This window comes from Stenotrophomonas terrae (genome assembly GCF_039674165.1).
GTDB classification, from domain to species: Bacteria; Pseudomonadota; Gammaproteobacteria; order Xanthomonadales; family Xanthomonadaceae; genus Stenotrophomonas; species Stenotrophomonas terrae_A.
Window position 1 is genome coordinate 1 of the sequence record NZ_JBDJMY010000014.1, and the last position, 22,176, is coordinate 22,176.

14 protein-coding genes are annotated in these 22,176 nt (G+C 63.5%); 3 read left to right on the forward strand and 11 right to left on the reverse strand.

Annotation, left to right across the window (positions count from 1 at the left end; all coding sequences use genetic code 11):
* Window positions 1-184: 184 nt before the first annotated feature.
* Entirely contained in the window at window positions 185-793 is a 609-nt protein-coding gene (locus tag ABE493_RS08430; RefSeq protein WP_346498492.1) for a DUF937 domain-containing protein, read from the reverse strand.
* A gap of 158 nt (window positions 794-951) precedes the next feature.
* Window positions 952-2,598 (reverse strand): catalase, encoded by a 1,647-nt coding sequence (locus ABE493_RS08435; RefSeq protein WP_346498493.1) that lies wholly within the window; start codon window positions 2,596-2,598, stop codon window positions 952-954.
* 202 nt (window positions 2,599-2,800) lie between these two features.
* Here ABE493_RS08435 and ABE493_RS08440 point away from each other — a divergent pair, with 202 nt between their 5' ends.
* Entirely contained in the window at window positions 2,801-3,493 is a 693-nt protein-coding gene (locus ABE493_RS08440) for a helix-turn-helix transcriptional regulator (RefSeq protein WP_346498494.1), read from the forward strand.
* Window positions 3,494-3,557: 64 nt separating this feature from the next.
* Window positions 3,558-4,199 carry a glutathione S-transferase family protein gene (locus ABE493_RS08445; protein WP_346498495.1) on the forward strand — a complete coding sequence of 214 codons (642 nt, stop codon included), beginning with the start codon at window positions 3,558-3,560 and terminating at the stop codon, window positions 4,197-4,199.
* 186 nt (window positions 4,200-4,385) lie between these two features.
* Here ABE493_RS08445 and mutS read toward each other — a convergent pair whose 3' ends face one another.
* The 9 genes from mutS to ABE493_RS08490 all read right to left on the reverse strand — a co-directional run bounded on the left by mutS (window position 4,386) and on the right by ABE493_RS08490 (window position 21,224).
* Complete coding sequence (mutS, locus tag ABE493_RS08450; protein ID WP_346498565.1) at window positions 4,386-6,941, reverse strand: DNA mismatch repair protein MutS; 2,556 nt, start codon at window positions 6,939-6,941, stop codon at window positions 4,386-4,388.
* Between the two features lie 361 nt (window positions 6,942-7,302).
* Window positions 7,303-9,606 (reverse strand): TonB-dependent receptor, encoded by a 2,304-nt coding sequence (locus tag ABE493_RS08455; protein ID WP_346498496.1) that lies wholly within the window; start codon window positions 9,604-9,606, stop codon window positions 7,303-7,305.
* A gap of 999 nt (window positions 9,607-10,605) precedes the next feature.
* Window positions 10,606-11,943, reverse strand: coding sequence for an amino acid permease (locus ABE493_RS08460; protein WP_346498497.1), 1,338 nt, complete (start codon window positions 11,941-11,943; stop codon window positions 10,606-10,608).
* Entirely contained in the window at window positions 11,940-12,818 is an 879-nt protein-coding gene (locus ABE493_RS08465) for a cation diffusion facilitator family transporter (RefSeq protein WP_346498498.1), read from the reverse strand. Before ABE493_RS08465 ends, ABE493_RS08460 begins: the two co-directional genes overlap by 4 nt.
* Window positions 12,819-13,151: 333 nt before the next feature.
* Entirely contained in the window at window positions 13,152-15,440 is a 2,289-nt protein-coding gene (locus ABE493_RS08470; protein WP_346498499.1) for an Orn/Lys/Arg decarboxylase N-terminal domain-containing protein, read from the reverse strand.
* A 29-nt stretch (window positions 15,441-15,469) separates the two neighbouring features.
* The gene (adiC, locus tag ABE493_RS08475; RefSeq protein ID WP_346498500.1) at window positions 15,470-16,819 is read right to left on the reverse strand and encodes an arginine/agmatine antiporter; all 1,350 of its coding nucleotides are present in this window, start codon (window positions 16,817-16,819) and stop codon (window positions 15,470-15,472) included.
* A gap of 105 nt (window positions 16,820-16,924) precedes the next feature.
* Window positions 16,925-18,352 carry a DcaP family trimeric outer membrane transporter gene (locus ABE493_RS08480; protein ID WP_346498501.1) on the reverse strand — a complete coding sequence of 476 codons (1,428 nt, stop codon included), beginning with the start codon at window positions 18,350-18,352 and terminating at the stop codon, window positions 16,925-16,927.
* A gap of 217 nt (window positions 18,353-18,569) precedes the next feature.
* The gene (locus ABE493_RS08485) at window positions 18,570-19,691 is read right to left on the reverse strand and encodes a metallophosphoesterase (protein WP_346498502.1); all 1,122 of its coding nucleotides are present in this window, start codon (window positions 19,689-19,691) and stop codon (window positions 18,570-18,572) included.
* Window positions 19,692-19,784: 93 nt separating this feature from the next.
* Entirely contained in the window at window positions 19,785-21,224 is a 1,440-nt protein-coding gene (locus ABE493_RS08490; RefSeq protein WP_346498503.1) for a GGDEF domain-containing protein, read from the reverse strand.
* Window positions 21,225-21,360: 136 nt separating this feature from the next.
* Here ABE493_RS08490 and ABE493_RS08495 point away from each other — a divergent pair, with 136 nt between their 5' ends.
* The gene (locus ABE493_RS08495) at window positions 21,361-22,158 is read left to right on the forward strand and encodes a TlpA disulfide reductase family protein (protein WP_346498504.1); all 798 of its coding nucleotides are present in this window, start codon (window positions 21,361-21,363) and stop codon (window positions 22,156-22,158) included.
* Window positions 22,159-22,176: the final 18 nt, after the last annotated feature.

The following is a 22,176-nucleotide window of genomic DNA, read 5'->3' on the forward strand; positions in this document are numbered from 1 at the left end:
GGGCATTACCGGTGAAGCTTCTGCCGAGCATGGCTCGGCACTACGGGGCATTGCCGGTGAAGCCTCTGCCGAGCATGGCTCGGCACTACGGGGCATTGCTTGTGAAGCCTCCTGCCGAGCATGGCTCGGCACTACATACAAAAACGCCACCTTGCGGTGGCGTTTTCTGTGGGTCGTTTGCCGCTCAGCGCTTGCCGCTACCCAGCAGGCCACTGCCCAGCTTGATCAGATCGCTGACGCCGAACTGGCCGTCGCCGTCCTGGTCCAGCACGCTGCCCAGCAGGCCGCCGCCGATGCCGCCAGCCTGCGCAACCTGTTGCTTCTCCTGGCCCAGGACCTGCGCCAGGCCGTCCGGATTGGCCGGTGCTGCGCCGCTGCTCATGCGTTGGGCGATGTAGGCCATCACGATCGGGGCGAGGATCTTCAGCAGCTGGCTGGAGGTGCTCGGGCTCAGGCCGGTGGCCTGGGCCAGGCCGGTTTCAGCGCGGTCCTGGCTGCCGCCGAAGATATGGCCGAGGATGCCGGCACCGTTGGCTGCCGGGCTGCTGCCACCGCCCATCACCGCGCCCAGCACGCTGCCGATGTCCAAACCACTATGGTTGTTCTGCAATGCACCAAACAGCGCTTCGGCGCCCTGTGGCTTGGCCGCGTTGTTGCCCAATGCGCCCATCAACAGCGGCAGTGCGGCGCTGATCGCGGTCGAGGCCTGCTGGCTGTCGATGCCGAGCTGCTGCGAAACCTGCTGCAGCGGTGCGCCCTGCAGCTGGGAGAGGAGGTCGTCGGTCAGGCTCATCAGGTGGATCCTTGAAGGTTGGGTTGCCGAGCGGAATGGTAACTCCCGCAAGGGGGCGTAAGTGAAGAGGCCAGTGACGTGTTGGTTTGTGGGTAGAAACAACACCGCCCGCGTGCGGCGGGCGGTGTGTCTGTCAGCGTTTCAGCCTCTGGCCGGGCTTACAGCTCGATGTCCTCCGCGCCCGGGGTGCCGGCGGGGAAATCACTGCCCGGGTGCGGCGGCGGTGCGAACGGATCGGCCGACGCGCTGGCATCGGCCAGCTTCTTCAGGGCGGCGGCAATACCGGCACCATAGGCCGGGTCGGCCTTGTTGCAGTTGTCGATATGGCGCTGCTTGATGAAGTCCGGCGCATCACCCAGGGCGCGGGCGGTGTTCTCGAACAGACGCTGCCTCTGCTCGGCGTTATAGCTGCGGAACAGCGCGCCGGGTTGGCTGAAGTAATCGTTGTCGTCTTCGCGGAAGTTCCAGAAGTCGGCATCGCCACGGATCTTCAGGGCCGGTTCGCGGTACTGCGGCTGTTCCTGCCACTGGCCAAAGCTGTTGGGCTCGTAATGCGGCAGGCCGCCGTAGTTGCCGTCCACGCGCATTGCGCCATCGCGGTGATTGCTGAAGACCGGGCAGCGGGCGGCGTTGACCGGGATCTGATGGTGGTTGACGCCCAGCCGGTAGCGCTGCGCATCGGTATAGGCGAACAGCCGCGCCTGCAGCATCTTGTCCGGCGACGGGCCGATGCCCGGCACCAGGTTGCTCGGTGCGAATGCCGACTGCTCCACGTCCATGTACCAGTTGTCCGGATTGCGGTTGAGCTCGAATTCGCCCACTTCGATCAGCGGGTAATCGCTCTTGGGCCACACCTTGGTCAGGTCGAAGGGATGGATGCGGTAGGTTTCCGCTTCCAGCTCCGGCATCACCTGCACGAACAGCTTCCACTTCGGGAACTCGCCGCGCTCGATCGCCTGGAACAGGTCGCGGCCATTGCTTTCGCGGTCCTTGCCGACCAGCACTTCGGCCTGCGCATCGGTCAGTGCCTGCACGCCCTGCTGGGTGACGAAGTGGAACTTGACCCAGAAACGCTCGCCGCCTTCATTGGTGAAACTGTAGGTATGCGAGCCGAAGCCGTTCATGTGGCGGAAGCTGCGCGGAATGCCGCGGTCACTCATCACCACGGTTACCTGCATCAGCGCTTCCGGCAGCAGGGTCCAGAAGTCCCAGTTGTTGCGGGCGCTGCGCAGGTTGGTGTGCGGGTCGCGCTTGACCGCCTTGTTGAGGTCGCCGAACTTGCGCGGGTCACGCAGGAAGAACACCGGCGTGTTGTTGCCCACCAGGTCCCAGTTGCCTTCTTCGGTATAGAACTTCAGCGCGAAGCCACGGATATCGCGCTCGGCATCGGCCGCGCCGCGCTCACCGGCCACGGTGGTGAAGCGGGCGAACATCTCGGTCTGCTTGCCCACCGCCGAGAACAGCTTGGCGCGGGTGTACTTGCTGATGTCGTGGGTGACGGTGAAGGTGCCGAATGCGCCGGAGCCCTTGGCGTGCATGCGGCGTTCGGGAATGATTTCGCGGTTGAGGTTGGCAAGCTTCTCCAGCAGCCACACATCTTCCATCAGCAGCGGGCCACGCGGGCCGGCGGTCTTGCTGTTCTGGTTGTCCACCACCGGTGCACCGAAGGCGGTGGTCAGCGGGGTGACGGGGGCATCGCCGTGCTTCTGCTTGGGTGTGGTGCTGGTGTCACGCTGCGATTGCGCAGCCTGTTCCGGTGACGGGGCCTGGTGATACGGACAGGTCGGCTTGGTGTCGTTGCTCATGGCTGGCTCCTGCTGGCGTTGGGGGACATCTTTCATCGACTTTAACCACGGAATCGTTAAATGAGTAATCAAATGATCCGTTCATTGCCATAGGGTCTGCCTATCAGTCAGCATGCTTGAATCGATCCCGCCTCTTTCAAGCCCGGTGTAGCGTCGGCTTCCTGCGCGCACTGCTGCCGTACCCCTTTCAGTGGACCGTTCCATGAGTCAGCGCGCCACCCGATTACTGCATCTGCTGGACGAATTGCGGCGCCGCCGCACGCCGGTGCGCGGCGCCGAACTGGCGCAACGGCTGGAGGTAAGCCTGCGCACGCTGTACCGGGATATCGATGCATTGCGCGGGCAGGGCGCCGAGATCGTCGGTGATCCGGGTATTGGCTTCCAACTGCGGCCGGGCTTTCTGCTGCCGCCGATGATGTTCTCCGCCGAAGAGCTGGAAGCCCTGTTGCTGGGTGCACGCTGGGTGGTATCGCATGCCGATCCGGAACTGGCTGCCGCCGCCGGCAACGCGCTGGACAGGCTCACCGGCGTGTTGCCCGAGCCGCTGCGGCTGCAGGTGGAAACCAGTGGCTTGTTCGCCCCGCAATGGAAGCGCAGCGAACCCGAACCGTGGTTGCCGGCACTGCGGCGTGCCATCCGCGAAGGCAATGCGGTGCGCATCCAGTACTGCGATGCCGAAGGGCAGGCCAGCGAACGGGTGATCTGGCCATTTGCGATGGCCTTCATGGCCGAGCTGCGGTTTCTGGCGGCCTGGTGCGAGATGCGTGGCGATTTCCGTCATTTCCGCGCCGACCGGATGCTGGCGCTGGAGGACACGGGCCGCCGCTATCCCGATCAGCGCCACAGCCTGCTCAAGCGCTGGCGGGCGCTGCAGCTGCAGCACCGCAAGGGTTGACTGCTGACAGCAGCTGTCAGCAGCCCCTGCGCACACTGCAGGCTCTTCCAACGAGGTGCCTGCCATGAGCAACACGCTGACGTTCTATACCCATCCTTATTCCCGCGCCCGTATCGCCCGTTGGATGCTGGAGGAAACCGGCCTGGCTTACGACGAGGTACTGCTGGAGTACGGCAAAAGCATGAAATCGCCTGAGTTCCTGGCGATCAATCCGATGGGCAAGGTACCGGCGCTGCGCCAGGGCGATGTGGTGCTGACCGAGAACGCGGCCATCTGCCTGCACCTGGCCGACCTGGTGCCGGACAAGGGCCTGCTGCCGCCGGTAGGCAGCGCCGAGCGCGGCCTGTGCTATCGCTGGATGTTCTTTGCAGCGGGGCCGGTGGAGTCCTTCATCACCGCACGCCGCCACGGCGCGCTCGCACCGGCAATCGAGGCCGGCTACGGCAGCGAGGCGGACCTGATGCGCACCTTGATCGGTGCGGTGCAAGGCAGGAAGTACCTGGTCGGCGACCGCTTCACCGTGGCCGATCTGTATATGGTCGCCTTCCTCGGCTACTACATGCGGGTAGGCGAGCTGGAGCCGCTGGCGGCGTTCGAGAACTATGTCGCGCCGCATCTGCAGCGGCCGGCAGCGCTGCGTGCCAACGCCAAGGACGATGCATTGATCCCAGCTGTTGAAGCTGTTGAAGCTGTGGGAGCGGCATAAGCCGCGAAGCTGGGAGCAACGGAACCGCCGAGGAGATCAAGCTCTGGCAGTTTCCCCGGTCTTTTCCGGCAACAGCGGGCTTCGTGGTACTGCTTCGACGGCTTCAAATTGCTACTCCGGCGCCCCTCTCCCCAACTCCTCTCCCGTAAGGGGAGAGGGGCTCAAAGCAGATCGCCAGCGCCCGCCTCAGATCAACGACTTCACCCGATACAAGGCCTCCAAGGCCTGCTTCGGCGTCAGCTCGTCCGGGTCGATTGCCTGCAAGGCATCCAACGCCGCTGAATTCGGCGCGGCGAACAAACCAAACTGCTGCGGCGCATCCAGCGCCTGCGGTGCCATCGCTGCACTCTGGGTTTCGCCGCCACGCTGTTCCAGTTCGGCCAAGCGGCGCCGCGCCTGGGCAACGGTGGACTTGGGCAGGCCCGCCAGCGCGGCCACCTGCAGGCCGAAGCTGCGATTGGCCGGGCCATCCTTCACCGCATGCATGAATACCAGCGTGTCGCCGTGTTCCACCGCATCCAGGTGAACATTGGCGATGCCGCTGGCGCCGCCTTCATGGCTTTCATCGGCCAGTGCGGTCAGCTCGAAATAGTGGGTGGCGAACAAGGTGTAGCAGCGGTTCTGGTAGGCCAGGTGGCGGGCCACCGCGTCGGCCAGGGCAAGACCGTCGTAGGTCGAGGTGCCGCGGCCGATTTCGTCCATCAACACCACTGAATGCTCGGTGGCGTGGTGCAGGATGTAACTGGTCTCGGCCATTTCCACCATAAAGGTGGATTGGCCCTTGGCCAGGTCGTCGCCGGCGCCGATGCGGGTCAGGATGCGGTCGATCGGGCCGATCACCGCGCGGCTGGCCGGCACGAAGCTGCCGATATGGGCCAGCAGCACGATCAGCGCGTTCTGCCGCATATAGGTCGACTTACCGCCCATGTTCGGGCCGGTGATGACCAGCATGCGGCGGTCAGGGTGCAGGTCCAGATCGTTGGGTTCGAACGGCGCATCGCGCACCGCTTCGACCACCGGATGGCGGCCGCGTTCGATGCGCAGGCAGGCGTCTTCCTGCAGTTCCGGCTGCGACCAATCCAGCGCCTGCGCACGTTCGGCGAATGCGGCCAGCACGTCCAGTTCGCTCAATGCACCGGCGCAGCGCTTCAGCGGCTCCAGGTGCTGGCCGACGATATCGAGCAGGCCTTCATACAGAAGCTTTTCGCGGCTGAGCGAGCGCTCGCGCGCTGACAGCACCTTGTCCTCGAAGTTCTTCAACTCCTCGGTGATGTAGCGCTCGGCGTTGGTCAGGGTCTGGCGACGGGTGTAATGCACCGGCGCCTTGTCGGCCTGGCCCTTGCTGATTTCGATGTAATAGCCGTGTACGCGGTTGTAGCCAACCTTCAGGGTGGCGATGCCGCTGGCCTGGCGCTCGCGCGCTTCCAGATCGATCAGGAACTGGTCGGCGTGGGTGGACAGGCGGCGCAGTTCATCGAGCTCGGCGTCGTAGCCTTCGGCGATCACGCCACCATCGGACAGCTTCAACGGCGGCTGCTCGGCAACGGCGCTGGCCAGCAGGTGCGCGCTTTCATCGTGTGAGCCAAGCTCGGCACGCAGCTGTTGCAGGCGCGGCGAATCCAGCGCTTCCAGCTGCGCGGTGATTGCCGGCAGCAGGCCCAGACCGTCGCGCAGAGTGGAGAAGTCGCGCGGGCGTGCCGAGCGCAACGCCATGCGGGTGAGGATGCGTTCAATGTCGCCGAGCGCGCGGAAGCTGTCGCGCAGATCGGCGTCGGTGCCGCGATCAATCAGCGTGGCAACCGCGTGGTGGCGCTGCTGCAGCACGTTGCGCAGACGCAGCGGGCGGTGCAGCCAGCGCCGCAGCAGGCGCCCGCCCATCGGCGAGACGGTGCTGTCGAGCACGCCGAGCAAGGTGTTGCGGGTGTCGCCATCGACGCGCGTGTCCAGCTCCAGATGACGGCGGGTGGCCGCATTCATCGCAATCGCTTCGCCGGCGTTTTCCATCGAGATGGAGGTCAGGTGCGGCAGGCGCTGCTTCTGGGTTTCCTCGACGTAGCCCAGCAGCGCGCCGGCAGCGCCGGTGGCGCGCGCTTTGTCATCGATGCCGAAACCGGTGAGGTCATGCAGTTTGAAGAAGTTAAGCAGATGGCGGCGGCCGCTGTCGGCATCGAACAGCCACGGTGCGCGGCGGCGCACGCCATTGCGATGGCGCAGGAACTCGGGCCAGTTGTCTTCGTCGGGGACCAGCAATTCGGCCGGTTCCAGCCGGGCCAGCTCGGCTTCCAATGCGTCATCGGTGTCCACCTCGTTGACCAGGAAGCGGCCACCGGCCAGATCGGCCCAGGCCAAGCCATAACCGGCCTTGCCACGTGACAATGCCATCAGCAAGGTGTCGCGGCGCTCGTCCAGCAGTGCTTCATCGGTGACCGTGCCAGGCGTGACCACGCGCACCACCTTGCGCTCGACCAAGCCCTTGGCCAGCGCCGGGTCGCCGATCTGCTCGCAGATCGCCACCGATTCGCCCACGGCCACCAAACGCGCCAAGTAGCCCTCAAAGGCATGCACGGGTACACCGGCCATCGGAATCGGCGCACCGCCGGAGCTGCCGCGCTGGGTCAGGGTGATGTCCAGCAGGCGCGCGGCTTTGCGCGCATCGTCATAGAACAGTTCGTAGAAATCGCCCATCCGGAAGAACAGCAGCAGGTCCGGGTACTCGGACTTGGCTGCAAAGAATTGCTTCATCAACGGGGTGTGTTCGGGCTTCTTCTCGGTCACGCGGGGTCCACTTTGTCGGTCGGGCAGGGGGCTGCCGCAAAGAGGAGCATTGTAGGCGTTGTGCCGTGGCAGGACGAAGCCCGAGCGGGCTGGCGCTGGCCGGGCGGTCCAAGCCGCGGTGCCTGCGTGCTGGCAGGCGGCGTGCCGTGGTGGGTATTCAGGGCCGGATATGCGCGATTGGAGTACTGCCGGTTGACCGCATCGGACTGACCGGAGCGGTTGAGAACGGCGTGTTGCCGCATCGCAACGAAGGCGCATTGGGGGCGTGGTTGCCGCCAACGAGAGGAGTGTCGCCTGCGTTGCGATCCGGACGCTGCCAGCTGCCCGGCTAGAAGTTCATGCTCAGCGTTACGCCGACGGTGCGGAAGCTATCGGGCGACAGGAACTGCATGATTCCGCCGGTATTGACTATGCCGTAATCAATGAGACTGCGGTAATGCTCATCGAGCACGTTGCGTGCATACACCGACACATCCCAGCGTCCGTCTTCAGCACCAATGCCGACGGAAAGGTTGAGCAAACCGTAGCCGTCACTCTTGGTATGGGCCTGCGCAACGGCGTTGTAGAACCCACTCTTGTGGGTCCAGCCGGCGCTGGCATTGAAGGCCAGGCCTTCACCGAAGGAACGGTAGTAAATGCCGTTGAGGGAATAGCTGTACTTGGAGACGAATGTTGGCGCGAAGCCGGACAGGTCCCCTTGCAGAATGCCGTCAACGATCGTGCATTTTGCTTCGCTGGTGGGATTGCAGCGGCCAAAGTAATCGATGAACTCGGCATCGGTGATCGCGCCATTGGCATTGACAGTGAAGTCAGCGGTAGGCCGCCAGTTGATCTCCAGCTCCATGCCCTGGGTGCGCATCTTGCCGGCGTTGGACATCGCAAAGCCGGTGGTTTCCGGCACATACACCTGCGCCTGGAAATCCTTGAAGTCCGAACGGTACAGGCTGGCATTCACAGTCAGGCTGCGGTCAAGGAACTGCGACTTCATACCGACTTCGTAGGCTGTGGATTTCTCAGGCTGGATCCGGTCTGACCCAGTGTTTGTGGGGTCTATGGTCGGGCCTTTGTATCCCGTGCCCGCATTCGCGTACCACATCAACGTAGGCGTCTGCTGGAATTGCACCGCAACCTTTCCAGACACGTTGTCCTTGCTGATCTGCCCCGACGAGGCCAGCACGGTGTTCATTGGCAGCAGCGGCTTGCCATTGATGGTGGCTACGTCGATCGGGGTCATGCCTGCGACCACCTTGTCATGGGTATAGCGCAGGCCAGCGCTGGCCGCCCAGCGATCACTCAGTTGGTAGCTGGTATTGGCGTAGAAGGCATAGCTCTTGGTGTCCGCGTCCACATGCTGCTTTGGTCCGTTCAGTGAAAACAGGGAATCGGGCTCAGGCATGTCGTAGTTGAAACCGCCGTAGGCAAAATACTCGTAGGTACTGGCCACGTTGACGTAATAGGCGCCCAGGACATAGTCCATCCGCTCATCCAACAGCCTGTCGGCAAGGCGGAATTCCTGGCTGATCTGATGGGCGCGGATGGTGGTGAGGTTGTTGTTCAGAAAGTTGGCTGGGGTCTGGTCGATGTCGTGCATCTGGTTCACGGTGGAACCACGGTAAGCGCTGATCGAAGTGAGCTGGGCACCATTGGGTAGCTTCAGATCGGCCTTTGCGGAAAAGCCGGTCACCCCTTGAAACGCCATTGCATCGGCGTCGCCCAGGCTGCGGAAGTTGTCGCCACCCACCTCGCCAAGCCCGGCAAGCGCATTGTTGAACCCTTGGTCGGTGCCCAGCGTGTACGGTATGGCAATCGTGCGATTGAGCAAGGTCTGCCGCTCGGCGATCAGCAGCAGGTCGAGGTTTTCGGTGGGCGACCACAGCCACTTGCCGCGTACTCCGCGACCGGTCTGGTCGCCGATATTCCAATCGTGGAAGGCACTTGCTATGGACCCGTCCTGCTCCTTGAAATAGGCCGACAGGCGGAATGCGGACGTATCGCCGACGGCAAGATTGGTGGTGACGCGCGCCACATGTTCGTTGCGCTGGCCCAGCGACAGCGACAGTGAAGTGGCGTTGCTGCCAATCTCGGGGTTGCGGGTACTGATGTTGACCACGCCGGCAGAGGCGTTCTTGCCGAACAAGGTGCCCTGCGGGCCACGCAGCACTTCGATATGTTCGATATCGCTGAAGCCGGTCACACCGGGGTCGCGTGGGATGCCGATGACGACATCGTCAACCACCGTGCCCACGGTCTGCTCGGAGGCGACGCTGAACGCTTGCGTGCCGATACCGCGAACCTGGAAGCCGCCGCCGTTGGCGGTGCCTGCGGTGGCCGAAAACGAAACGCCCGGGGCCAGATACTGCAGGTCGGAGATGTTGCTCATATTGGTGCGATCAAGCTGTTCGGCGGTAACGACGCTGATCGAGATCGGCGTGCGCTGAAGCGGCTTTACCTGGTGCGTGGACCTGACCATCACAGCGTCCAGATCCTTGGTAGCGGTTTCCGCTTCGGTTGCCGGCTGTTGGGCCATTACCGGCTGTGTAGCGGCCATTGCTGAAAGCAGGGCCAAGGACAGGCGACTGATACCGTTGATGGCTGCAGCCCGCCGTCTTGGCGGGGCGAACGATTTCTGCATGAACTCTCTCCAGTGGTGGTGGTACGGAACCGGCGGTGCCGGGGCTTTGTACGCCTGCTTTTCTGCTGCGGTACTGCGCGTTGGTATTGCGGGTGCTGGCAGTGCGGGGCGATGGCGGGGTGGTTTTTTTTCAGGCACGGCGTTGCCCATTCGCGTTCCGCACCGCGCGGAAGCGACCGTGTTGATGGAAGGGGAAAGCTGCGCTGGAACGCCGCTACATGAGCGCTCAGCGCAGCGAGTGCTCAGGTGTCGCCAGTGGCGCCGTTCGATGCTTTGCCCGGGTGATCGATCGGGGCGGCGTCAATCGAAGCAAAGGCCTTGCTGGCGGCGTGTGGCGGAAGACTCGTGGCCGGTGTGCAGTGCGGGCGCCTCAACCCGTTGTGCGCTGCCTTGCAGAGATCTGGCACTGGCGGGTGAGGCGGGGAGATCCGTCGGCGACAGCTGATGGTGGTAGCAAAGAAAAGCGGGTTCGTTCGCTGAGTATCGTCACTGCGATAACGCGGAGCGGGTGGCATCTTCGCTGCCTGCAGCATGTTGCCTGTTGATGGTCGTGTCTGCGATGTCGCACTAGCTTCCATTGCGGGCTCAGCTCCACGGGTATTGATGGGTGACTGCCGTTATCTGCGGGAACGAAGATGTTCAACAGGTGATGCAGGTGTCAACACGTTGGCGTGAGTTGGTTGAATTGGAACATTGCAACGGGCCGCCGCGCTGGCGCTTGTTGTTGGGTAGATGTTTGATTTTCATCAAGACCGATGCAGGTGATATGCAAGGATTGCGATGCTGAGGGGCGCCAATGCGCTGGTGCCTGCAGCGGACAAGTGCGCGATTTGCGCGGCTTGTGCCGCTCGCACAGGGCGCGGCGTCCAGTCCAGAACCGGCGATGCACGAAAACCGGGGAGATCGTTGCGATGGCCCGACGGTTGGCTGCGGAGCGACTGCGTACGCAGCTGGATGGCGAGCGGCATCGCTATCGACTACGGTCTTCCAGGCTTTGACCTAGTCGCTGCGCGATGGCCTGCTGGTCTTGCCAGTCCCCAGCATCCGCTGGCGGAAGAACGGGTACAGTGCCGCGCTGAACAGGACTGCCACGGTGGCGTAGGCCAGCAGTTCGGCGTCTGCGCCGAGCAGGGCGTACAGGCAGTAGGTGACAGCCACGGCGGCAGTCAGCAGGCAGGCGGCGCGCATCCAGCCCTGTTCGCCACGCTCAAGCGTGGTGGTGATCAGCGCGCCGGCCGAGAACAGGTAAGGAATGATGGTCAGCAGTACCGCGATATTGGTCAGCTGGTCGAACTGGCGGGCCAGGGTGGGCGAGGACGTCACCAGCAGCAGGCCGCTCATCAACACCGCCACGATCATCAGCCCGGTGCCTGGCATGCCGTGGCGGTTGAGCCGGCAAAACACGCGCGGAAACAGGCCATCCTCTGCCGCCGCCTTGGCCGATTGCCCGACCAGCAACATCCAGCCGCCCAGCGCACCCACCGATTTGAAGATGGCGCACAGTGCGATCACCAGCACGCCCCACGGCCCGACCATCAACTGCGCGACATCGGCGAACGGCGCCGAGGAATCGCGCAGCTGGGCCATCGGCACCATGCCCATGATCACCAGTGAGCAGCTGATGTAGATCACCGCTGCCAGCGCCAGCCCAAGCAGGGTGGCGAGCGGGATGTTGCGTTTGGGGTTGTCGATCACATCGGCCGATACCGCCGCGCTCTCCACGCCCATGAACGCCCACAGCGCGATGGACGCACTGCGCGAGATCGCCGCGCTGTCGTCCATGCCGCTGACGTTCCAGCCGGCACTGAACAGCGCCGGGTCGAACCACCACCAACCGAAGATGGTGATGCCCAGTATCGGGATCAGCGCCAACAGCAAGGTGCCGGTTTCCAGCGCGCCGATCCAGCGGGCGCCGCGTGCATTGGCCAGGCTCAGCAGCCAGATCACCGCCAGGGTGAAGCCAAGGCGCGGATAGACATCCTGCAGCCATGGCCACAGGTGACTGAGGTAACCGGTCACGACCAGCGCGATGGCGACATTGCCGATCCAGTTGCCGAACCAATACGCGTAGTTGCTGACGAAGCCGATGTAGTTGCCGAATGCGTCGCGCGCGTAGGCGTACGGCCCGCCCGGTTGCGGGTCCAGTTGCGACAGGCGGGCGAACACCAGCCCGAGCGCGATGGCGCCGGCGGTGGCAATCAGCCAGCCCACCGAGGAGATGCTGCCGACCGTGGCCAGGTTGGCCGGCAGCAGGAATACGCCAGTGCCAATCATGTTGCCGGCGACCAGCATGGTCGCCATGGTCAGGCCCATTTTCCGGGGTGTTGCCGTGCTCATGTCCAGGCCGGATCGGAAGTGAAATCGATGGTCAGCCAGAAGCGGCCGGAGCGTGCGTCCAGCTGTGATGCGATTTCATCGCGCAGGCGGTCGACGTCACCGATGCTGCCCAGTTGGGTGTCGGCGCGGGTGAGGATGTGGATCTCGACGAACTGCATGCGGCCGATCTTGGCCACATGGCTGGTGAAGCCTTCAAACCGATGCTTGTCGACGAACTGCTGCATCACCTGTTGCACCAGCTGGTCCAGCTCGTCGGGGGCAACCTGCAGCACTTCACGGGCGGCCTTCCACGCGCCACGCAGCGGTACCGGCAGCGTAGCGAGGCTGATGCAGGCCAGCACCAGCGGGTCCAGGTAGGGAATCCAGTGTTCATGCGCGCCACCGCGCAGTGCCAAGGCGATGACGAAGGACAGCACCACCGCCAGGCTCATCAAGCCGGTCAGCAGCCAGGCGCGCGCATCCAGCGCCAGCAGGCCCGATTGCAGTCGACGGGCGTGGCGACCGATCCAGACTGCCATCGCCAGGTCCACCACCACCAGCAGCGCGGCCCAGAGCAGGCCGGGGCCGAGTCGTGTTTCATGGCCGCCATCGCTGAGGCCGATCACCGCGTTGGCCAGCGCGTAGATGCAGGCAAGGCTGAGGATGGCGCCGCCCAGCGCTTCAACCATGGGCTCCAGGTGCCAGAACCCATATTGGAAGCGAGGACTCTGTTCCTTGGCCATCAGCCGCAGCACCGCCAGTGCCACCAGCGTCAGCGCCAGATCCACCATGCTGTAGATGCCATCGAACAGGATCGCCTGCGAGCGGGCAAGCATGCCGCCAAAGAAACCGATCGCCGCGACCAGTACGGTTGCGGCGATAGAGCGTTGCAACACCTGTTGTTCTTTCCGTGTGCTGGTCATTTGCGGGTTGACGGCGCAGTAGCCATGTAAGGGGGGGGCAGGCTTTGAAAGCCCCTCTCCCGTTTACGGGAGAGGGGTTGGGGTGAGGGCGCTTTGATAGCACGTGGAGCAGATTTTGATCTGAGCAGAGCAGAGCGGAGCGGAGCGGAGCCAGAGCCAAAAGCCAAAAGCCAAAAGCCAAAAGCCAAAAGCCAAAAGCCAAAAGCCAAAAGCCAAAAGCCAAAAGCTCCCCTCATCCATCCCTGCGGGCCACCTTCTCCCGCAAGCGGGAGAAGAAACAGCCTGGGTTCCGCTTTTTCCTTGCGGTCAAATCTTCAAAACCTCTACCCGATAACTCGGCTTCTCGCCGCTGGTGTCGATGATCAAACCATGCACATCCGATTCGAACCCCGGGAAGCGCGCGTTCTGCTCGCGGGCGATGCGCAGTGACTGGATGATGGGCTCGTCGCTGGCGCCAAAACGTTCACCGGGCATGATGGTCGGGATGCCTGGCGGGTAGGGCACCAGCATGGTGCCAGCGACGCGGCCGCTGAGCTGGTCGATGTCCACCCGTTCAATCTCGCCGCGCACCAGGTGGTTGTAGGCTTCGGCCGGGGTGATCACCGGTTCCGGCAGCTCCACATACATCTCGCGCATCACCTCGGCCACGCGGAATTCGCGGTTGAAGTCATGCAGGGCCGTACACAGATCGCGCAGCCCCCAGCCAGCGTAGGCCGTCGCACCGCCTTCGAGCAGGCTGGGCAGCGACTGGCTCAGTGGTGCGTTGGCGTCGTACAGGTCCTTGAACGCCAGCAACTCGGTGACCAGCGTGCTCCATTTACCCTTGGTGATGCCCATCGAGAACAGGAACAGCACCGAATACAGATTGGTCTTCTCCACGGTGATGCCGCGTGACCACAGGAACTTGCTCAGCACCGCCGCCGGGATGCCCAACTTGCCCATCTCTCCGTCCATCGCCAGCCCTGGCGTCAGCAACGTCACCTTGACCGGATCGATCAGCACATAGTCATCGGCCAGGTTGTCGAAACCGTGCCAGTGCGCAGCCGGGCGCAGGTACCAGTCCGGGCGCGAGGTGACCATCGGCTTGGAGCTGTCGCCCTTGGCCAGGTTGCGCTCCACGCCATCGGGTTGCCAGACCTTGAACCACCAGTCATCACGGCCCAGGTCTTCGCCGACATGCAGCATCGCCCGGCGGAAGGTGACGGCTTCATCGTGCATTTCTTGCACCAGCGATTTGCCGGCCTCACCCTCCATCATTTTCGAGGCGACATCGCAGGCGGCGATGATGCCGTAATGCGGGCTGGTGGAAGTGTGCATCATGAACGATTCGTTGAAACGCTCGGCATCCAGTTCGCGCGTGGCGGCATTGCGCACATGGATCATCGATGCCTGCGAGAACGCAGCCAGCAATTTGTGCGTGGAATGGGTGGTGAAGATGATCGCGTCCTGCTCGCGCGGCTTGCCCTTGGCCATGCCGTAGTGGTTCTCGTAGAAAGGATGGAACGCGGCATAGGCGTACCAGGCTTCGTCGAAGTGCAGGAAGTCCACCGCTGTGCCGAGGTTGTCGGCGATCTTCTCGGCGTTGTAGCAAAGCCCGTCATAGGTGGAGTTGGTGACCACCGCGATGCGCGGCTTGACGCCGGGCTTGGCCGCCTTGCTGGCCAAGGGATTGGCCTGGATCATCTTCTGCAGTGCTTCTGCGGAGAACTGATCCAGACTGATCGGGCCGATGATGCCGTGCGCGTTGCGGCTGGGAGTGAAATAGACCGGGATGCCACCGGTCATGATCAGCGCGTGCAGCAGCGACTTGTGGCAGTTGCGGTCCACGAACACGATGTCGCCGCGTCCGACCGTGCCATGCCAGACGATCTTGTTGGCGGTGGAGGTGCCATTGGTGACGAAGAAGGTATGGTCCGCACCAAAGTTGCGTGCGGCCTCGGTTTCGGCCTCACGGATCGGGCCGGTATGGTCGAGCAGCGAACCCAGCTCCGGCACCGAGATCGACAGATCGCTGCGCAGGGTGTTTTCACCATAGAACTGATGCAGCGCACGCCCCACCGGTGACTTGGTGAAGGCGACGCCGCCTGCATGGCCTGGCGTATGCCACGAATAGTTGGACTCCGCAGAATGGTGCACCAGGGCCTTGAAGAACGGTGGCAGCAGCTTGCCCATGTACGACTCGGCCGCGCGCATCACCTGGCGGGCGATGAAGCTCTTGGTGTCCTCGAACAGGAAGATGTAGCCGTGCACGAACTTGAGCAGCTTGCTCGGTATTTTCTCGATGGTGCGGCGTTCGCCATACAGGAACACCGGCAGGTCGGCGCGACGTTGGCTTTGCTCACGCAGGAATGCCAGCAGGCGTTGGAACTGATCGTCGTCGTCCTCGGTACCGTCGATGGAGATCAGTACCGCCGAGGCGGCCACATAGGTGCGTGCGCCGGCGCGGGCATCGTCCAGGTTCAGGCCGGAGAGCACGCGCTGGTCGTTCCTGCGCAGCTCATCGGCCAGGGCGCGGATCAGGATGCCGTTGATGCGCGGCGACTCGTAGTCGGCATCGATGATGATGATCGGGTAGTCCAGTGATTTGAAATACATGGCGTTGTTCCTATCTACCGAGCGGGGGATCAGTTCGAGGTGGCACGTGCAGTGCCGGTCGGAGTGAATTTGGCCAGGCGCTGCTTGCGGCGCTCATCGCTGAAGAACGGATAGAACACGGTGATGAACAGTACGAACAGGAAGGCGTACTGCACGATGCTGCCGGACGAACCATAGATGGCCCACAGGCAGTAGACGACGGTGATGCTGGTCAACAGCCAGAACGCGCCGGTGTGGGCCAGCGTATGCGAGCGCTCGACCACGAAGTAGCAGGCCACGCAGGAGTAGATATAGGGCAGCAGGGTCAGCACCACCGCCGCCGAAGTGATCACGTCGAACTGCGCTGAGGCGGTTTCCGAGGTGGAGGTGATCAGCACCGCCAGCGTCATCAGCACGGCGACGATCAGCACGCCCCTGACGGGCACCTCGTCCTTGTTGATCTTGCTGAAAACGCTGGGGAACAGACCATCATCCGAGGCCGCCTTGGCACTCTGCGCGGTCAACAGGATCCAGCCGCCCAATGAACCGGCGGCACCGACGAAGGCGCACAGGCTCACCAACGCGCCGCCCCAGCCACCCACCGCGCTTGCCGCGGCCAACGCGAACGGCGCATCCGATACCTGCAGGTCGGCGTTGGGTACCATGCCCATGATCACCGACGAGCTGGCGATATAGGCAATTGCCGCCAGGAATACCCCGGCCAGGGTTGCGCGGGCCACGTTCTTTTCCGGGTTTTCCACCACGCCGGCGGTAACCGACGCCGATTCCACGCCAATGAAGGCCCACAGGGTCAGCGCTGCCGCGCTGGAGACCGCACCGAAATTGGATTGGCCGGAAACGTTGTAGGCGCCCTTGAAGATGGTGGGGTCGAAGTAGAACCAGCCGAAGATGGCAATGCCCAGGATCGGCACCAGCGCGAAGCTTGTGGTCACCGTCTGCACGCGGCTGACGAAGGACGGGCCGATCACGTTGGCAAAGCTCAATGCCCATACCAGCAGCAGTACCGCGATGCAGCGGGGCAATGGTTCGGAAAGAATGGGAAAGAAGTAGCTGAAGTAACCGACGGCTGCGATCGGGATGGCGACATTGCCGATCCAGTTGGCGAACCAGTAGATGGTATTGGTCTGGAAGCCCATGTACGGGCCGAACCAGTCACGTGCATAGGCGTAGGGGCCACCGGCTTTGGGCGCCAGCTTGCCGAGCTTTGCGAATACGAAGGCCAGCAGCAACGCACCGGCCGTGGTTACCAGCCAACCCCAGATCGAGGCGGTGCCGATTTTGGCCAGGCTCGATGGCAGCAGGAACACGCCTGAGCCCATCATGTTGCCTGCCACCAGGAAGGTCGCGCCAACGACCCCGATTTTCTTCTGACCTGCCATGACTATCTCCTTTCACCGGCTAAGCCGGTTCATTCGATGGGAAGGACATTGCGTGAATCGTTGGGTGGCGAGCTGCACGTGGTGCGTGCAGGCATCGGCTGCCTGTTACTTGATGAAGTTGTATTGAAGGCTGCCCTGCAGGCGCAGCGTGTCCGCATCACGGCGGTCCTGCAGTTGTTGCTGGCCGTACAGCAGCTCCATGCCCATGGTCCACGACGGTGCCGGGCTCCAGAGCAGGTTCAGTGCGGCATAGCGGCTGCGGCGGAACGCATCGCTGGCCAGCGCGTCGGCGCTGTCGATCTGCAGTTGCCCGTAGATGAGGTTGGACCGCCACAGCTCCGACCAGTAATGGGTGTAGCCGAAGAAGCCGCCGCGCAGCGGCAGCGCCTTGAGCCGGCCGTCGCCATCGATGGCGGCATCCAGGTTGGATCCGGTGAGGTCGGCGGTATAGCGGCTGATGCCCTTGCCGCCGACCAGCCCGAACAGCAACAGGTCGCGCTCGGCCACGGCATAGGAGCCGCTCAACTGCAGGCCGCCGCCAAACGTGCGGTCGCTGCGGCCGTCGCCGTCATAGCGCAGGCTGCGCAGCACCGCGCCCAGTTGCAGATGGCCCCAATCGCGCTCCATGCGCGCGATCAGGCTGACATCGGGAAGGTGCTCCACACTGCTGTCGTTCTGGCCGATGTTGGCCAGCTGTGAATCCGGATCTTCGGCGGCCACGGTCAAGGTATTGCCCTTGCCCAGCGCGAAGCTGTGGTGGATGCCGGCAACCAGCAGGTAGCCGGCCGCACCGGGCCCGGCAAAGTCCAGGGTATCCGGCAGCGAGTCGGCATCCATGAAGGTGGAATAGCCGTAGCCGGCATAGGTGTTGCCCAGCTGCCCGTAGGCATGGCGCAGGCGGAACTCATAGCTGTCGCTGCTGCCGAAGAAGTCGTTCTCCAGGTAGAAGCGCAGGTTCCCATGCGTGGTTGGCCGACGCGCTTCGAAGCTGAAACGGGTCTGCTTGGCATGCATGCCGAAATGCGAGACATCGCGGTGCGGGCCATCCACCGGCATCGACGAGGGAATGAACTGCTCGGTGTCGCCGGCGGCGCGGCTATCGGCGATGGCGTCGAGCTTGGCGTAGCCACCGAGCCGGATCAGGGTCTGGGTGCCAGGAATGGCGATGAAGCCTTTCAGTTCCGGGTCGTTGGGCGAGGGGGCGTTGTCCGGGCGCGAGGCGCCGGTAGACGGATCGGCAACCGAATCGCGGGCGGGAATGATGGTCTGCGCAATCGATGACTGGCTGTTGCGCGGAGTCTCGGGGTTGGGCGGCGCGGTTGTGAGCTGCGATGCCGAGGTCGGCGATGGCGGAGGTTTCGCCGAAGGACTGGGCTGCCCTTGTTCCAGTGCATCAAGCCGAGCGTTGAGCGACTGCAGGTGTTGCTGGGCCTGGGCGATTTCTGCGCGCAGGGCGGCAACGGAGTCCTGCGCGCCTGCCGTGGCGGGCAGCAGTGCAAATGGCAGCAATGTGGCCAGCGTCAGTGGTTTCATCGCGTGTTCCGGGGGGAGAAACACCATTGGCGGCCGGAACGGATTCCTGCCACGGGATCACCAGTTCAACCGCTACCCGCGCGCCGACCGCCTCCCTCGAATCTGCGCCGAGCCTGCTCATTTACCATGGTCGAGATGAGGTTATTGCTATGTGAATGTCAGATGAAACCTGACGTCATAAAGAGTCAATTTCTGAGAGCTTTTTGCGACGTGTTCTTCAGTCCTCGCTTTCCATCTGACCGGTCGCCAATGGCACGCGGCTGCCATCCAGCAAGCCGCGGCTGAGCTTGCCGTTCTCGATGAACAACAGTTCGCCGTTCTGACCATCCTTGATGCTGCTGTCGATGGCGATGATGCGATCGCCATGGAAGCTGCTGACATGCGGCATGGACGTGTGGCCGACGACGATGCGCTTGAGCCCGAGCTGGTCGAGCACGCCCTGTACGCCGGCCGTGTCCAGGCGCCCGTCGAAATAGCCGCGGTACCAGATCGGGCTGGTCTTGCCGTCGTATAGCGGTGCGGTGATTGGATCGGCTTTGACCTCGGCCTTGGGCCGGCCCAGCGATGCCTGGTAGGCCGCGTTGGTTGTGGTTTGATCCAGAGCCAGCGGCAAGGCCTCGGGCGAAATGCCGCCATGCAGGAACAAGGTATCGCCGATGCGCAGCAATACCGGCCGGGTCCGCAGCCATTGGCCGATCACCGTATCGGCTCCATACAACTGCGGGTAGCTGCGGCCCAGCAGCTGCGCGCTGCGCAGGTACTTGGGATTGACGTAGCGCAGGTCGTCGTACAGCACCATGGTCTCGTGGTTGCCGAGCACGAAGTGCACTGCGCCACCAGCCTGCGCGGCCTGCTGCTGCAGGCTGTACAGCAGCCAGAATGCTTCGGTGACCTGCGGGCCGCGGTCGAATACATCGCCGGCGATCACCAGCGTGTCCTGTCCCAGCGCCCAGTTGTCGTTCGGGTCGATGACGCCGTTGGCGCGCAGCAGTTGCCGCAGCAGACCGTACTGGCCGTGGATGTCGGAGACGGCGACGATGCGCGGCACCGCCGGCAATATGGCTACGGCGGGATCGGCAAGTGGGGCGATGTGCAATGGATGCGGGTAGCCGCATTCGGGCATCACGCCGCGGGCGATGTCGCGCTTCCGTTTGACTTGGCGGGTGATGACCTGGTCGTCACAGATCCACTGCGCCTGCAGCCGTTTGCCGTCGCGGAATAGGTAAGGGCCATCGGCCGGTACGTGGTCGGCCGGTTCAGGCACTTCGCGGGCGTTGGCCTGCCACAGGGGCAGGGCACTGCACAGCAGCGCGATGAGCAGGGCGCGGGTTGCGGGCATGACGGATTCCGGAGTCGGGTGACCTGATGCACCCGTGCCCAGCCTAGGCCGTTGCTGCCCGCACGGCATGTGCTATCGGTTGGTTGCGCGCGCTCAATCGCGGCGCAGCCCGCTGCGTCCCGGTGCAACCGGCAGGGCGTCATTGCCCAGTACCACCCGGTTGCGTCCCTGCTTCTTGGCCTGGTACATGGCGGCATCGGCGCGTGCCATTACTCTCTCGTAGTCGGGGTGACCGTCATACAGGGCCACGCCGATGCTGGCACTGATCTCCAGCAGCTGGCCATCGGCCAGGGTGACGGGGGTATCGGCCATGCGCCGGCACAGGCCATCGGCGATCACCAGGGCCTGCCGTTCGTCGACGGCGACCAGCACCACCACAAACTCTTCGCCGCCATAGCGGAACACGTAATCGCTGCCCCGGGTGAACTGGCTGAGGATGCCGGCCACATGCTGCAGGGCGCGGTCGCCGGCTTCGTGGCCATGGGTGTCGTTGATTGCCTTGAAATGGTCCAGGTCCAGCAACAGCACGGCAAAGCCGTCGGATGACTTTTCCGCCAGTTCTATCTCACGGCGCAGCACAGTGGGCAGGAAGCGCCGATTTAGCAGATTGGTCAAGGCGTCGCAGCCGGCATCCAGTTCGCCGATGCGTTCGAACAACATGCCCAGCAGGCTGCGCGCCTGGCTGACCTTGGTGCGTACCTCCTGCAGCTGCGCACTGCGCACGGCGGGGTCGCCGTCCTGCTGCAGGGTGTGCTGCAGCAACTGGTCAACCTCGCTGATCAGGGCGCTGATCTGGCGGGTTTCCGAGCTCTCGCCAAAACTCGGAATACCCTTGTGGTTGAACCACAGGCCGAACTCCGAGCGCGCGAGGGTCTGGAAACCGCCCATGTCGCCCTGCGCCGCAAGTGCGTAAAGCAAGGTGTTTTCCCAGTCCAGCAGCAAGGCGCGCTGGCGTTCGCGCTCGGTGCTGACGTTCTGCACCAGCGAGAACAGGCGGTACGCCGCATCGGTGCGTGATGAACGTTCCCGTGCATTGGAATAGGCAAGTGTCATACCCTCCAGCGCGATATCGAACGAAGCGGTAAGGCTGGCGATGGCCGCGTGTGCGGTTTCGCCATGCCCGGCCTGTTCGCCGATCAACTGGAACAGGCGTTGTTTCAGCACGCGGGTGCCGCGGGTGACCAAGTCCACCGGTATGCCCACGCGTGCGTGCACATCGCCGATGACACGCTGGTGGGCGATCAACTGTTCGACGTCGGCGGTGCTGGCCCGCAGAAGATCACGTACCCAGCGCTGCATCGCCGGTTGCAGGCGCACCCGCACCTGATCATGTGACATCGAGCGTGAGGCACGCGCGTCATTCATCATGACCTTGTAAAAATGTGCGGCGAGTTCGGCGGCATGGCCCTCGGCCAGATCGGCCAGCACGTTGCCTGCGGCGGGGCCGGCAGCCTCGAGGCTGAGTTTCCAGGCGTCGGCCAGCGCGCTGCTGTCGGTGTCGGAAGAGGGATGGGGCGAGGGGGCGATATTCATGCGTACGACCGGTAAAGTGCCAAGAGGCAGCCGGTCATTATCGGCAACAACAGCAGTTTTTTGAGGACTTTGTGTTGATGGTTGAATTCACTGTTTGTTCAAGTTGGGTTGTGCTTGGCGGCATCGGATTGGCTGAATGATCAGCGCCGGTCCGTTTCCGTTGATGGCGTTGGTTGCATTGTTGGCGCTGGCGATTGGTTGGTTCTTCGCGCGTGCGTTGGCACCGGCTGCCGATGGAATGCGCAGCCGTGCCGGCGCGGTGGTGTTGGATGCGTTTCTACTGGGTTTGCTGGGTGCACGCCTGGCCCATGTGGCTATGCATGCCAGTGACTACCTGACGCAGCCGCTGTCCATCATTCGCCTGGGCGATGGCGGTTATTCGATCTGGGCCGGTCTGCTGGTCGCCGCCGCTTATGCGTTGTGGAAAACGCGCCAACGCCTTCTGCGCAAGCCAGTGTTGCTGGGACTCGCCGCTGGCGCGGCGTTCTGGCTGATCGGCGGGATGGCGCTGTTCGCGTTGCAGCGGTCTTCGATTCCGTTGCCCGATGCAGTGCTGGTTGATATGCAGGGCAAGCCGGCGCCGCTGGCCGCCTTCGCTGGCAAGCCCACCGTGATCAATCTTTGGGCGACCTGGTGTGGGCCGTGTCGGCGCGAGATGCCGGTGCTGGAACAGGCGCAGCTGGCGCACCCGCATGTGCAGTTCGTATTCGCCAACCAGGGCGAAACCCGCGACGAAGTTGCCGACTATCTGCGCGCTGAAAAAATGCAGTTGAGCAATGTGCTGCTGGATGCCGACTCGCGGGTGATGCAGCAGACCGGCGCCCGCGCATTGCCGACAACGCTGTTCTTTGCTGCCGATGGGCGGCTGCGCAATGTGCATATGGGCGAGTTGTCGCGCGCCACCTTGGAAGCGCGTCTGCGCGAGATGCAATAACTCCTTTACTGAAAGAGA